The sequence below is a fragment of the Brevundimonas sp. UBA2416 genome (assembly GCF_002343105.1).
Taxonomy (GTDB): domain Bacteria; phylum Pseudomonadota; class Alphaproteobacteria; order Caulobacterales; family Caulobacteraceae; genus Brevundimonas.
The window spans coordinates 39,578-52,858 of the sequence record NZ_DDRM01000042.1; the positions used below are offsets into that span (position 1 = coordinate 39,578).

At 68.1% G+C, this 13,281-nt stretch carries 14 protein-coding genes; 2 read left to right on the forward strand and 12 right to left on the reverse strand.

What is annotated here, in order from left to right; translation table 11 throughout:
• Positions 1-136: 136 nt before the first annotated feature.
• A complete protein-coding gene (locus B3E43_RS13475) occupies positions 137-331 on the reverse strand; it encodes a hypothetical protein (protein ID WP_292030338.1) in 195 nt (64 codons plus the stop codon).
• 3 nt (positions 332-334) lie between these two features.
• Entirely contained in the window at positions 335-1,648 is a 1,314-nt protein-coding gene (locus B3E43_RS13480; protein ID WP_349677588.1) for an amidohydrolase, read from the reverse strand.
• 101 nt (positions 1,649-1,749) lie between these two features.
• Here B3E43_RS13480 and B3E43_RS13485 point away from each other — a divergent pair, with 101 nt between their 5' ends.
• A complete protein-coding gene (locus B3E43_RS13485; protein WP_292030340.1) occupies positions 1,750-3,051 on the forward strand; it encodes an MFS transporter in 1,302 nt (433 codons plus the stop codon).
• 45 nt (positions 3,052-3,096) lie between these two features.
• On the forward strand, positions 3,097-3,531 hold the full coding sequence (locus B3E43_RS13490; protein WP_292030342.1) for an SRPBCC domain-containing protein: 435 nt from the start codon (positions 3,097-3,099) through the stop codon (positions 3,529-3,531).
• 1 nt (position 3,532) lies between these two features.
• On the opposite strand, the gene B3E43_RS13495 is transcribed toward B3E43_RS13490, so the two are convergent.
• The 10 genes from B3E43_RS13495 to B3E43_RS13540 all read right to left on the reverse strand — a co-directional run bounded on the left by B3E43_RS13495 (position 3,533) and on the right by B3E43_RS13540 (position 13,043).
• Positions 3,533-4,522, reverse strand: a complete 990-nt coding sequence (locus B3E43_RS13495; RefSeq protein WP_292030343.1) for a type II secretion system F family protein — start codon at positions 4,520-4,522, stop codon at positions 3,533-3,535.
• A gap of 16 nt (positions 4,523-4,538) precedes the next feature.
• Positions 4,539-5,516: a type II secretion system F family protein gene (locus B3E43_RS13500; RefSeq protein WP_292030345.1), complete on the reverse strand. Its 978-nt coding sequence runs from the start codon at positions 5,514-5,516 to the stop codon at positions 4,539-4,541.
• A gap of 5 nt (positions 5,517-5,521) precedes the next feature.
• Positions 5,522-7,135 (reverse strand): CpaF family protein, encoded by a 1,614-nt coding sequence (locus tag B3E43_RS13505; protein WP_292030347.1) that lies wholly within the window; start codon positions 7,133-7,135, stop codon positions 5,522-5,524.
• Between the two features lie 3 nt (positions 7,136-7,138).
• The gene (locus tag B3E43_RS13510) at positions 7,139-8,686 is read right to left on the reverse strand and encodes an AAA family ATPase (protein WP_292030349.1); all 1,548 of its coding nucleotides are present in this window, start codon (positions 8,684-8,686) and stop codon (positions 7,139-7,141) included.
• A 6-nt stretch (positions 8,687-8,692) separates the two neighbouring features.
• A complete protein-coding gene (locus tag B3E43_RS13515; protein WP_292030352.1) occupies positions 8,693-9,367 on the reverse strand; it encodes a CpaD family pilus assembly protein in 675 nt (224 codons plus the stop codon).
• Between the two features lie 8 nt (positions 9,368-9,375).
• Entirely contained in the window at positions 9,376-10,800 is a 1,425-nt protein-coding gene (locus B3E43_RS13520) for a type II and III secretion system protein family protein (RefSeq protein ID WP_292030354.1), read from the reverse strand.
• Complete coding sequence (cpaB, locus tag B3E43_RS13525; protein ID WP_292030357.1) at positions 10,797-11,717, reverse strand: Flp pilus assembly protein CpaB; 921 nt, start codon at positions 11,715-11,717, stop codon at positions 10,797-10,799. Before cpaB ends, B3E43_RS13520 begins: the two co-directional genes overlap by 4 nt.
• 112 nt (positions 11,718-11,829) lie before the next feature.
• A complete protein-coding gene (locus B3E43_RS13530; protein WP_292030359.1) occupies positions 11,830-12,342 on the reverse strand; it encodes an A24 family peptidase in 513 nt (170 codons plus the stop codon).
• A 119-nt stretch (positions 12,343-12,461) separates the two neighbouring features.
• A complete protein-coding gene (locus tag B3E43_RS13535; RefSeq protein ID WP_291833203.1) occupies positions 12,462-12,641 on the reverse strand; it encodes a Flp family type IVb pilin in 180 nt (59 codons plus the stop codon).
• Between the two features lie 222 nt (positions 12,642-12,863).
• A complete protein-coding gene (locus B3E43_RS13540; protein WP_291833195.1) occupies positions 12,864-13,043 on the reverse strand; it encodes a Flp family type IVb pilin in 180 nt (59 codons plus the stop codon).
• Between the last annotated feature and the right edge of the window lie 238 nt (positions 13,044-13,281).

A 13,281-nucleotide genomic window follows, 5' to 3' on the forward strand; every position in this document is an offset into this window, starting at 1 on the left:
CAGTGCTGTCCAGCGTGACGCCGGCGTTTCCGGACATGCGGACAGCCCCTTCAGCACCGAACCATCACCCAAAGAACTGGATCCCCGCGTTCGCGGGGATGAGCGGGAGGGGGGTGAGGCGGCTCACCACCGCCCCTCAGTGCAGCGTGGCCTCCAGCCTCGCGATCCGGCGGTCGAGGTCGGCCACCATCTCCTCCAGCCGGACCCGTTCCGACTTCATGTCGACCGGCGTGCCGTCCTCATACGTCAGCCGGGCGCCCTTGCCGATCAGATCGAGGCGATAGAGGGCCGTCACCCGGCGCGCTTTCAACTTTTCCAGTTCGTCGGCCACGGGTCAGTCGCGTTCCAGAAACCGGATGGCGCTCAGCACATGGGTGCGGACGCCGAGCGGCAGCACGGCCTCATTGACGTCGAAGCCGGGCGAATGGTTGGGCGGCGAGGTGGTCGGGTCGACCCCATCCTTGGAACCGCCGAGGTGGTAGAAGACGCCCGGCACCTCCTGCGACAGATAGCTGAAATCCTCGGCCACGGTCGTCGGTGGCGTGGCCGGATTGACGTTGCCTGCGCCCGCCGCCTCGGTCAGCACCGGGGCCAGCCAGGCGGACAGTTCCTCATTGTTGAACACCAGGGCCGCGTTCTGGCGCACCGTGAACTCGGCCGTCGCGCCATAGGTCTCCGCGACATTGTCGATGGCGATGCCGGCGCGGCGCACGAGATCGTCGCGCTGGGCGATGTCGAAGGTGCGCAAGGTGCCGGACAGCGTCGCGTCCTCGGGAATGATGTTGTAGCGCACGCCCGCGTCGATCGTGGCGATGGTGAAGACCGTCGGCGTCGTGGTCGGGTCGATGGTCCGCGCCGTCAGAGTGTTGATGGTCTGGACGATCTGGGACGCCACCGCGATGACATCGACGCCCTTCCACGGCCAGGCGCCGTGGGTCTGGCGGCCGTGCAGGGTGATGTCGACCCGGTCCGAGGCGGCCATGAATCCGCGGGGACGGTAGAAGACCGAACCGGGCCGGCCCGGCACAACGTGCAGGCCGAAGATGGCGTCGGGCCGCGGATTGGCCAGCGCGCCTTCCTGGATCATCAGCCGGGCTCCGCCCAGCGGCTCGCCCGGAGGCGCCCCTTCCTCGGCGGGCTGGAAGATGAAGACGATGGTCCCGGGGATGTCCTCGCGCATCCCGGCCAGAACCTCGGCGGCGCCCATCAGCATGGCCACATGGGCGTCATGGCCGCAGGCGTGGGCCACCGGCACCGAATTGCCCATATAGGTCCCGGTCGCGGTCGAGGCGAAGGGCAGGCCCGTGGCCTCCAGCACCGGCAGGGCGTCCATGTCGGCCCTCAGCGCCACCACCCCGCCGGGCCGGCCGCCGCGCAGCACGCCGACGACGCCGGTCTTGCCCACCTCCGTGCGGACCTCCATGCCCAGCGCCCGCAGATGCTCGGCCACGAGGGCGGCGGTGCGGGTCTCGGCGAAGCCCAGTTCGGGGTTGGCGTGCAGGTCGCGGCGCCAGGCGACGACGCGCGGCGTGCCGGCGGTGACCGCCGCCTCGATCCGATCCAGGGCGACCGGGCTCTGGGCGTGAGCGAAGCCGGCGGACAGCGCCAACGACAGGGTGGAGACGGCGAGCAGGCGGCGGATGGTCATGGCGGTCCCCGAAATCTGAGGCTGTCACCGTCGCGGACAGGAGCGGGTTAGGCAAGGGCGAGGGGGGAGACGCGCCCCGCGGACAGGCCTAGACTCCCCCGGTGAACCTGCGCTCTCCCGCCTTCGCCATCCTTTTCTCCGTCAGCCTGATCGCGGCGGCGGGGAATATGGCGCTTCAGTCGGTGCTGCCGGCCATCGGGCGCGAGTTCCGGCTGTCGGACACGCTGGTGGCCGGGGCCTTCGCCATCTCGGCCCTGATGTGGACGGTCGCCTCGCCCTTCTGGGCCCGGTTGTCGGACCGGCTCGGCCGCAAGCGGGTGATGATGATCGGCCTGGGCGGCTTCATCCTGTCCATGAGCGGCTTCGGCCTCGCCGCCACCTCCGGGCTGGAACAGTGGCTGGGCGCCGGGCTGGCCTTCATCCTGATGGGCGTGGCGCGGACCATCTATGGCGTCTTCGGTTCCGCCGCCCCGATCGCCTCACAGGCCTATGTCGCCGACCGCACGACGCCGGAACAGCGGACCCAGGCCATGTCCCTGCTGGCCTCTGCCCAGGGACTCGGCACGGTGATCGGTCCGGCCCTGGCGCCGTTCTTCGTCCTGCCGCTGATCGGTCTGGCGGGGCCCATGTACGCCTTCGCCCTGTTCGGGCTGGTCGTGCTGGTCGTCGTCTGGCGCAAACTGCCCAGCGGGGAGGTCGTGCGCGTCCCTTCGCCCAGCGGCCATCGCGGCGACGCGGGCAAGGGCCTGTGGAAGGACCCGCGCGTGCGCGGCTATCTGCTCTACGGCCTGTTCGTCACCGGCGCCCAGGCGGCCAACATCTCGGTGCTGGGCTTCCATATCATCGATGAGCTGTCGGCCACCGGCATCGCCGTGCGCGACGCCCAGCCCTTCATCGGCATCGCCATGCTGGCCGGCGCCGCCGCGACCCTGATGGCGCAGTGGGGGTTGATACCGCTGCTCAAGCTGCAGCCCGCGGACCTGATGCGCTGGGGCGCGGCCCTGGCGCTGGTCGGCAACCTGATGAGCATTGCCGCCCCCGGCTACTACGGGGTTGTCGTCGGCTATGCGGTCGTGTCGATGGGCGTGGGCTTCGCCCGTCCCGGATTCACGGCCGGCTCATCCCTGTCAGTGGGCCCGCACGAGCAGGGGGCGATTGCCGGGCTGATGATGTCGCTGGCCGGACTGAGCTTCCTCGCGCCTCCGGTGATCGGCGTCGCCCTGTACGAGCTGGCCGAGCCCGCGCCCTTCATTGCCAATGCCGTCCTGCTGGCCGTCGCGACCGCCCTTTGTTTCATCAGTCCGCGACTGCGCGCCGGTCCGCCGGACCTGCCCGACCGCGACGAGACGCCGTCGCCCGAGACCCCGCCCGCGTCCCAGCCCGGCCCTGAAGGCAATCGCTGACGGTCGGGCCTTTTCCCGGTCCCAAAGCCGTGGCAGATCGAGGCCATGGAAATCGCCCGTATCGAGCGCCGCATCGGCGTGCGCGCCACCCCTGACCAGATCTGGGAACTGATCGCGGATCTGCCGGGCTGGGACCGCTGGAATCCGGTCGAGACCGGCCTCGAGGGGACGATCGCCTTCGGCGCCGGTATCGAACTGACCGAGCAGATCGAGGGCCTGCCGGAGCGCCGCGCCGCCACCCGCGTCGGCGACTGGCAGCCGTATTCACAGCTTGTCTGGGCCGAGAGCCGCGGCCTGTGGTTCCGCTCGCTGCGCTATTTCGAGATCGAGCAACTCGAACAGCCGAACAGCTGCATCGTCGCCAATGGCTTCATCTTCTCGGGCCTGCGGGGCGAGATGTATTTTGACAAGCACCGCAGGCATCTGCGCCAGGCGGTCGACGCCGTCGCCGACGCCTGGAAGGCCGCCGCCGAAGCCTGAATCAGCCGCCCGCGGCGCCGGCCGCCATCGTGTCCTGGATGCTGATGATGGCCGGGGTCAGAATGACGATGAACAGCACCGGCAGGAAGAACAGGATCATCGGCACGGTCAGTTTGGCCGGCAGGGCCGCCGCCTTCTTCTCGGCCGCCGACAGACGCATTTCACGGTTTTCCTTGGCCATGGTGCGAAGCGCGGTGCCCAGCGGGGTGCCATAGGTCTCGGCCTGGGTCATGGCTGTGGCGACGGACTTCACGCCCGGATGGTTGGTCCGTTTGGCGAGGCCCTCATAGGCCATGCGGCGGTCCGGCAGATAGCTGAGCTCGGCCGACAGCAGGGTCAGTTCCTCGGCGAGGTCGATGGACGAGCCGCCGATCTCCTGACTGACCTTCTGGATCGCCGCCTCGATCGACATGCCGGCCTCAACGCAGATCAGCAGCAGGTCGAGCGCGTCCGGAAACGCCTGCATGATCGAGGCGCGCCGCTTTGAAATGCGGTTCGAGAGAAAGATGTTCGGCGCATAGAACCCGATCACCGCCGCGAACATGCAGGCCGTCAGCCGGGTCATGACGGGCAGGCCGAAATCGTTGAAAATGAACAGGTAGAACACCGCCACCCCGAGGAAGACGAACGGCATCGAGAAGCGGAAGAAATAGAAGGTCGTCAGCGGCTTGGGTCCGCGATAGCCGGCCTGGGCCATCTTCTCGGCGACCTTGGGATCTTCCAGCAGCTTGGTCAGGTTCAGCCGCTCGACGACGCGCTTCTTGAAACCCTCGTCCGAATGGCGAAGCGCCTGGGGGCCGCTGTTCTGGGCGGCGATAGCCTGACGCGAGCGCCGCTTGAGCTCTTCGCGCCGCACCGACACGGCCTTCAACCGCCCTTCCAGCTTGGCGCCGCCGCCGAACGAGCCGAGCAAGGTCACCAGGGTGGCGAACACCAGCACGCCCACGCCGAGGCTCAGCAGGTTCTGCGCGTTGGTGAAAAACTCGACCATTGGACCCAGCCGTTCCCTAGAACTTGAACGCGATCATTTTCTTCATCACGAAGACGCCGAAGGCCATCATCGCCACGGCGATCAGCAGCATGAACTGGCCCCTCGGATCAGTGAAAAGCTTGGCCATGTAGGCGGGCGTCGTCAGGCTGACGAGGATCATCACCGCGGGCGGCAGCGAGCCGATGATCCCCGCGGACGCCGTCGCCTCGGACGACAGGGCCTTGATCTTCTCGCCCATCATCTTGCGGGCGCGCAGCACGACCGAAAGATTGTTCAGCGCCTCGGCCAGGTTGCCGCCGGTCTTCTGCTGGATGGCGATGACGATGGAGAAGAATTTCAGCTCCGGCGTCGGCATCCGCTCGTACATCCTGTCCAGCGCCTGGGCGAGCGTCAGGCCCACGCCGAGGCCTTCGACCAGCTTCTGGAACTCGGGGCCGAGAGGCGCCGGGCTCTCGCGGGCGATGATCTTGAAACAGTCGTGAACCGGCAGGCCGGACTTGATGCCGCGTACGATGACATCGACGGCGTCGGCGAAATGGCCGGAGAATTTCTTCATCCGCCGCTTGCCGAGGAAGCCGACGACCCAGCGCGGAAAGCCCAGGCCGAAGACGACGGCCGCGCCCAGACCGATCAGGATGTTGAGCCCGAACAGCAGCGGAAACAGGAAGGCGATCACGCCCAGCACGCCGCTGATAATCCAGAAGGTCGAGACCTTGGTGGCCAGTCCGGCCTGCTTCAGTTTGGCGGCAAGACTGATCCGCGCCTTGCGCTCGGCCCGCTCCGATTCCTGGAGCTGCTGCATGATCTGTTTGCGGCGCGCCTCGGGCGTATTGGCCGCGGCCGCCTTCCTGGCTGCGGCGTTGTTCTGCTTGGGGCCGCCGAATGTCTGGGCGCGCTTGACCGCCGCCTCGCTGGAATCGCCGCCGCCGACCAGGGCCCAGCCCAGTCCACCGACCGTTATGAACGCCAGAACCGCGGCGAGGATCGGAAGCATCCGCCCTACTCCGCCGCGTCGAGGGCTTCGGCCAGCTCGCGCTCCAGCCCGTAGTAGCGGGCGCGGTCCCAGAAGCGGGGACGGGCGATGCCGGTCGACCGGTGCCGGCCGATGATCTTGCCGTTCTCGTCCTCGCCGGTGATCTCGTAGACGAACAGGTCCTGGGTGACGATCACGTCGCCCTCCAGCCCGACCACCTCGGTGATGTGGGTGATCCGACGGCTGCCATCACGGAGGCGGGCGGCCTGGATGATGACGTCGACCGAACCGACGATCATCTCGCGGATCGTCTTCGAGGGCAGGCCGTAGCCGCCCATGGTGATCATCGACTCCATCCGGCTGATCGCTTCACGCGGGCTGTTGGCATGCAGTGTGCCCATGGAGCCGTCGTGGCCGGTGTTCATGGCCTGCAGCAGGTCGAAGGCCTCGGGGCCGCGGACCTCGCCGACGATGATCCGCTCGGGACGCATGCGCAGGCAGTTCTTCACCAGATCGCGCATGGTGATCATGCCCTGGCCCTCGAGGTTGGGCGGGCGGGTTTCCAGACGCACCACATGCGGCTGCTGCAGCTGCAGTTCGGCGGCGTCCTCGCAGGTGATGACGCGTTCAGTCGGGTCGATGAAGGCGGTCAGGGTGTTCAGCAGGGTCGTCTTGCCGGAGCCCGTGCCGCCCGAGATGACCAGATTGCAGCGCGAGGCGCCGATGACGCCAAGCACGCGCGCACCCTCGGGACTGATGGAGGAATACTCCACCAGATTCTTCATCGTCAGCTTGTCTTTCTTGAACTTCCGGATCGTCAGCGTCGGGCCGTCGATGGCCAGCGGCGGGGCGATGACGTTGACGCGGCTGCCGTCGGGCAGGCGGGCGTCGCAGATGGGCGAGCTCTCGTCCACGCGGCGGCCGACCTGGCTCACGATCCGCTGGCAGATGTTCATCAGCTGGTTGTTGTCGCGGAAGCGGACATTGGTCAGCTGGACCTTGCCGCCGACCTCGATGAACACCCGGCCGGCGCCATTGACCATGATGTCGGCGATGTCGTCGCGCGCCAGCAGCGGCTCCAGCGGGCCATAGCCGAGGACGTCGTTGACGATGTCCTGGACCAGATGCTCCTGCTCGGCGACCGACATGGAGACGTTCTTGATCGCCACCAGTTCGGCGACGATGTCGCGGATTTCCTCGGACGCCGCCTTGGTATCGAGCTGGGCCAGCTGGGCCAGGTCGATGGTGTTCATCAGGGCGTTGAAGATCGTCGTCTTGGTGGCGTGGTAGTAGTCCGACTGCTCGCGAACGATCTCCGCGACGGCCTGGGCCTTCTTCAGCTGCTCGAAGCCGGGCGTGGCCTTGGGGCCGGGCGCGTTCCGGGCGGGCGCCGGCTCGGCTTCCGGCCGGGGCCGCGACGCCAGCGCGTCCAGGCGATCCGCCGCCGGAGAGGCGGGCTTGGCGGCGTAGGATTCCGCCTTGCGGGCTGCGGTCTGCTGCTGATCGGCGTCCGGCTCGCCGCCGAAAGCGAAGGCCTCAACCTGAATGCCGGGCGACGGCTGCGCGACCGGCGCGGCTTCAGGCGCGGGCCGCGGAGCGGTTGCGACCTGGCCGGGCTGACCTGTGCGCTTGCCGAACACGCGTCAAGACTTCTTCTTGAACAGGCCGGAGAACAGGGACTTGCCCTCGCCCTTGCCCGCCTTGCCCTTCGGCCCGGCGATCAGCGGCAGTTCGCGACGCGAGACGATCTGGGCCAGGGTCTGGAAGGCCTCGCCGGATTTGGACTTGCCGCCGGCGTCGAGGATCATCTGGCCGTTGTTGGCGGCGGCCCCGAAGACCTTGGGCTCGAACGGAATGATCAGGCTGGGGTGAACGCCCAGGGCCGCGCCGAAGTCCTTGGCCGGAATTTCCGGACGTCCGGGGACGCCGACCTGGTTGAGCACCAGCCGCGGCGGCGCGTCATTCGGCCGGCCCTGTTTGATCAGGTCGATCATGTTCTTGGCGTTGCGCAGGCTGGCCAGATCGGGCGTCGCCACAATGACCACCTCGTCGGCGGCGATCAGGGTGCGGCGCATCCAGCCGGACCAAAGGTGCGGCAGGTCGAGCACCACAAAGGGCGCGGTCGAGCGGATCTGGGTCGTCACCTCCTCGAACGCTTCCGGAGAGATGTCCCAGTCGACGTCGAGGGTCGCCGGCGCGGCGAACAGGCTGAGCTTGTCGGTGCAACGGACCATCATCCGGTCCAGCAGAACGGGGTCGAGCCGGTCGGGCTGGCTCAGCGCGTCTGCGACGCCGCTCAGCGGATCCTGATTGAAATCCAGGCCGGCGGTGCCGAACGGCAGGTCGTAGTCGACGATGACGGTATTGGCGCCGATTCGCTCGCTCATCGCCCAGGCGGTGTTGTGGGCGACCGAGCTGGAGCCGGTGCCGCCGCGCGCGCCGACGAAGGCGATCGACCGGCCAACGAAGGGCTGGGCCGGGTCGGCGAACAGGCCGCCGATGGCCGAGATCAGCTGCAGCGGCTGCAGCGGCGCGACCAGATACTCGCTGACCCCGCGCCGCATCAGCTCGCGGAACAGCAGGATATCGTTGGTGGCGCCGACGACCACGACCTTGGTGCCTGCGTCACAGACCTCGGCCAGCTGATCGACTTCCCACAGCAGCGTCTGCGGGTCCTTCATGCATTCGACCACGATCAACGGCGGGGTCGGCTCGTGACGATAGGCCTCGACCGCAGCGGCGACGCCGCCGACGCGAATCTGGGTCGTCGCCCGCGACAGCCGACGGTCCTGACCGGCGCGCTCGGCAGCGGCCAGGGTGTCCTGCCGCTCGGCGAAGACATGGATTGCAATGCGCGGAACCGACACCTCGGCGGTGTGGCCACCGCCCACGGTCATGGGCGAAAAGGCCGCCGTGGCGCCGGCGACCAGTTCACCGACGGGATTGAAGCCGGCGCCCTGGAGGGACGTTTCGTCGGACAGGTGTTCGAGCACGGGCTGGACGGCCGGCGCCGGCGCGGTGGGCGCGGTGAACTGCAGGGCCGGCCGTTGGTCGACGATGACCTCCTCACAGGTCTCCGGATCGACATGGGTTTCGGCCGGCATGGCGGCGCCGGGCGCGGTGTAGCCCGCGTCGAGATCGAACTCGTCGTCAAACTCGTCAAATGGCCGGGGCGCGAAGGCGTTGCTCATGTCACGCTATTCCACAGCCCCGGAGATGCGGCCGTTCACCAGGGGTTCCTGCGGCGTCGAACTGATCTGACCGCGGCGATAGTTGTCGAACACGACCGCCGCGCGGCCGGAATCGGCGGGCGTCATCGGGCGCGCGCCGAGAATGTCGCGGGGGTCGGCGATCTGCGCCGCCATATTGGCGGTCACGGCGCAACCGAAGCCGCCCGAGCTCTGGTTGGAAAACCGGGTGCCCATGTTGCGGGCCTCGGCCGCGCAGTCGGGAATGGACGCCCGGAGGGTCTCGAACCCGGCCAGAACCGGCGCCCGCGGATCTGGCGCGGCGTAGGCGGCCATCTGGATGCGGTCTTCAGGAATCCCGGCGGCCTGGAGGAAGGAGCGGACGGCATAGGCCTGCTGGACCGCGACCGGATCGTCGCCCGAGGGCGACTCGATCCGGACATGGCCCGCCGCCGACGCGCCGTAGCGCGCCGCCAGACCGCGGAGGGCGACTTGCTGGTTCGAGGACAGGCCCTGATCGTGGACGGCCAGGGCGATACGATCCAGGCCCGGCTCGACCTGGAGGGAATAGCGCGAAAGGGGCGTCATCGGCGCGGAGGCGTCGCCGCCCATGGTGGAGGCGCAGCCCGACAGGGCGAAGGCCGCGGCGAGGACGGCGGCGGTGGAGACGAGGGCGCGTTTCACGGAGTTCCTCATTCGATCACATAGCCCACGGGGCCGCTCCAGCCGCTGTCGGGAGCGGCGGGATCGCCCGGCCGGCGGAACTGCTGGTTCAGCTGGCCGAACAACAGGGTCTGGGCGTCGCTGGCGATGACCAGGCCGTCGGCCGGCGTCTGCAGCCGTCCGGGCGAGGTCGGCGAGACGATGTAGGCCTCCAGGATGATGACCAGTTCGGTCTCGCCCGACAGATAGTCGCGCGAACGGAACAGGGCCCCCAGGACCGGCAGGTTGCCGATGCCGGGAAGCTGGTCGATGTTCTGGCGGGTGTCCTCGCGGAGCAGGCCGGCGATCATCATGGATCCGCCCGAAGGCAGTTCGACGGTGGTCGAGGCGCGCCGCACGTTCAGGGCGGGGATGACCAGGGCGTCGTCGGCGGTGCCGCCGAGGGTGTAGGCGCCGGCCGTGGTCAGTTCGGAAACCTCGGTCGACAGTTGCAACGAGATACGGCCCTCGGACAGGACGATCGGACGGAAGCCCAGACGCACGCCATAGGGTTTGAACTCGATGCCGATGGTGACCTGGCCCGTGGTGGCGTCGACGCTGCGCCCGTTCGGGACGGGGAATTCGCCGCCAGCGAGGAACTCGGCGTTCTCGCCGTTGACCGCGGTCACGTTCGGTTCGGCCAGGATACGGACCAGGCCGGCGCGCTCGAAAGCGCGGATGTTGGTGCTGAGCCGGCTGCCGTCGCCGGCCTGGTCGAGATAATTGAGCACGCCCCCGCCCAGCTGGCTGCCCGACACGCCAAAGGTGGCGCCCTGGGCGAAGGTCAGGCCGTCGCCGACGCTGCTGAGGACGCCGTTGACGTCCAGACCCAGCTGTTTGATCGCGGTGCGCTGGACCTCGATGACGCGGGCCCTGACCATGACCTGATCGGAACCGGCGATGGTCATCATGTTGATGACCTTTTCGGGGGCCGAGACGAAGGCGCGCGCCACCTGGGCCGCGCGGTCGGCTTCGCCAGGGCTGCTGACAGGACCTGTCAGGATGATGCTGTCGTTGACGGCCTCGGCGCGGACCTGCGACCCCGGCATGACCCGGCCCAGGGTGTCCTGGAGCGCCGAGACGCCGGCGTCGACGCGGATGCGCAGCGACAGGATGGTGCGGCCGGCCGTGTCCAGAACCACGGCATCGGTTTCACCGGGCTGCAGGCCGATGATGGTGATGCGGCGCGGCGAGTGCAGCATGGCCTCCGCGACCATCGGGTTCGGCACGATGACGTCGCGGGCGTCGGACGGCAGATCGATGGCCATCGAGGAGCCGCGCGGCAGATTGATCAGCTGGGCGCCGGCGCCCATCGGGACGGCGGCGCGGGACTGGGCCTGGGCCTCTGTCGGCCCGGCGGGCGCGACGGCGGCGACCGTCAGGCCGACGAGAGCGATCGCGATCAGATGCTTCATTGGACCACCACCACTTCGGGCGCGCCGCCGCGATAGACGCGGATGGCGGAGGATTGGCGGGCGACCGGCGCGACCCGCCCGGAAGGGCCGCCGGTGTCGGCGTAGGAGCGCAACACCAGGCTCAGCTCGCCCTCGGACTTGGCCAGGGCCAGGGCTTCAGCGTCGCGAGGGCCGACCTCTAGAGTGGCGGTGGCGCCGACGACAGCCTGTTCGTCGTCGCCAGCCCGGGTCGACTGGTCGATGGCCAGAACCTTGATGTTCTGCATCACGGTCGAGGAGGCGAATTTGGACCGGTCGCCTTCCTGGGCGCCCATGTTGCTGAGGGTGGTCTCACGGGTGAGCAGGACATCGACCCGGTCGCCGGGCAGGATGAAACCGCCCGCGGCGGTCTCGACCGTGACGCGGATGGCCATGGCCCGCATGCCGGGCTCCAGATAGGCAGCCATATAGCCGCTGTCCCCGGCGCGGACGATCTTGCGGCCGACGATCGGCTCTCCGGCCAGGATCGGTTCACGCACCACCGAGCCGACATAGTCCGCCTTGGCGCCGCCAGTGGTCAGATTCGTGGCGGCGCGGGTGACCGAGGCCACCGCCCCTTCGGGGCGCGCGGCGGCCGGGACGGCGCCCTCAGCCGCCTCGGCGGAGGGTAGAGGCGTCGTGCCGTCGGTGATGAAGGCCGGATTGACCTCGTCAACGGGCCAGTCTTTCCAGGCGAGATCCGCTTCAGTCAGCCGCTGTCCGGGCTGAAGATCCTTGGCCGCAACCAGCACCTTGGCCATGGGCCGCTCCGGGACGGCGGCGGCGGCGGCGACGGCGGTCGGCGAATTCGAGGGCGATCCCATGGCGCGCACGACCAGGGCCAGGCCGATGGCGGCCACGGCGGCGACGCAGATCACGATGATACGGGCGGGCTTCATCGACGGTCTCCGGCAGGCCGGGCCGGACCCCTGAATCGGTCCTTCGGCCCCCTACCGTTAACGACCATGCCGGGTGCGGGTTAACGCGGACCTAAGTGGTGGCCGAACCTGACTATCCCGCGATGAAGGCGGCGAGCAGCGGCGAGGCCGGATAGGCCATCAAGGCTCCGGCGGCGATGGCCACGCCGTAGGGAATGTCGCCGCGGGGCTCCATCAGCTGCACCACCCATCCGGGCGCGCCCAGCAGATAGGGGCGCGAATGAAACCGCGCGAACAACAGGACCAGACAGAACAGCCCACCCATCACGCCGGTCCACAGCAGGAACATGCCCGAGCCGGTGGCGCCCAGCCAAAGGCAGGTCGCGGCCATCAGCTTGGCGTCGCCCCCGCCGATCCAGCGCAGGGCGAACATGCCGGCTCCGACGACCAGGGCGAGAGCCGCGACGCCAAGATTGACGGCTACCGTCATCGGATCGAGGCCGACCGCGAGGGCGGCGGGGAAAAAGGCGAGGATCAGAAGGCCGGAGATCCAGTTCGGGATCTTCATCGACGTCAGGTCCTTGAGGCCCGCGACGATGGCGAGCGCCGGCATGACGCCAAGAAGGATCAGGGTGATGGTGTCCATTCCCCCTTGTGACCTGCCGACGGTTAAAACCCGGTTGCCATAAAGCCTCTGGCGCAAACGAAAGAGGCCGGAGCGTTTCCGCTCCGGCCTCCTGTCGGTTTCAGGACTGTCGTCGGCGCTTAGGCGCCGGCGGTGCCGCCCATGCCGGTCACGACATCATTGAACTTGGTCTTGATGGTCGTGCCCAGGGCCGTCACGGCCGAGATGATGACGACGGCGATAAGCGCGGCGATCAGGCCATATTCAATGGCCGTGGCGCCCGACTCGTCGGACATGAATTTCGAAACAAACTTGGTCATTGGATTTTCCTCCCGAGGGGTTGCTGGTGACTGGCGGGGGGAGCCGGTCAACCGCCTGACCCCCTGAACATCCTCACCATGCGGCGCCCACAGTTAAGCTGAAGCGCACGATCATCCTTACCGAAAGCTTGCCCACAAAGGCCCGGCCTAGGGCGCAAACAGCAGAGGGGCCGGAGCGTTTCCGCTCCGGCCCCTCGCCGGTTTCAGGACTGTCGTCGGCGCTTAGGCGCCGGCGGTGCCGCCCATGCCGGTGACGACGGCGTTGAACTTGGTCTTGATGGTCGTGCCCAGGGCCGTCACGGCCGAGATGATGACGACGGCGATAAGCGCGGCGATCAGGCCGTACTCGATGGCGGTGGCGCCCGACTCGTCGGACATGAACTTCGAAACAAACTTGGTCATTGGATTTTCCTTTGGACGGGGTGAAGCGAGCTGTTGATACGGGGGGAGCCGGTAGCCCGCTTGACCCCCAAACGCAGGACTGTTTTCGCCGATAACGGTTAAAGCTGCGTGGGTGGGCGTGGTTACTTGGAGATTTACTCTAAAAAGTTTTCATGTTGCGGACGGCGGCCCGTGCAGCAGCCCCGCGTCCTGTTTGCAGCGACAGCCAAAGGAAAGGGGCCGGAGCGTTTCCGCTCCG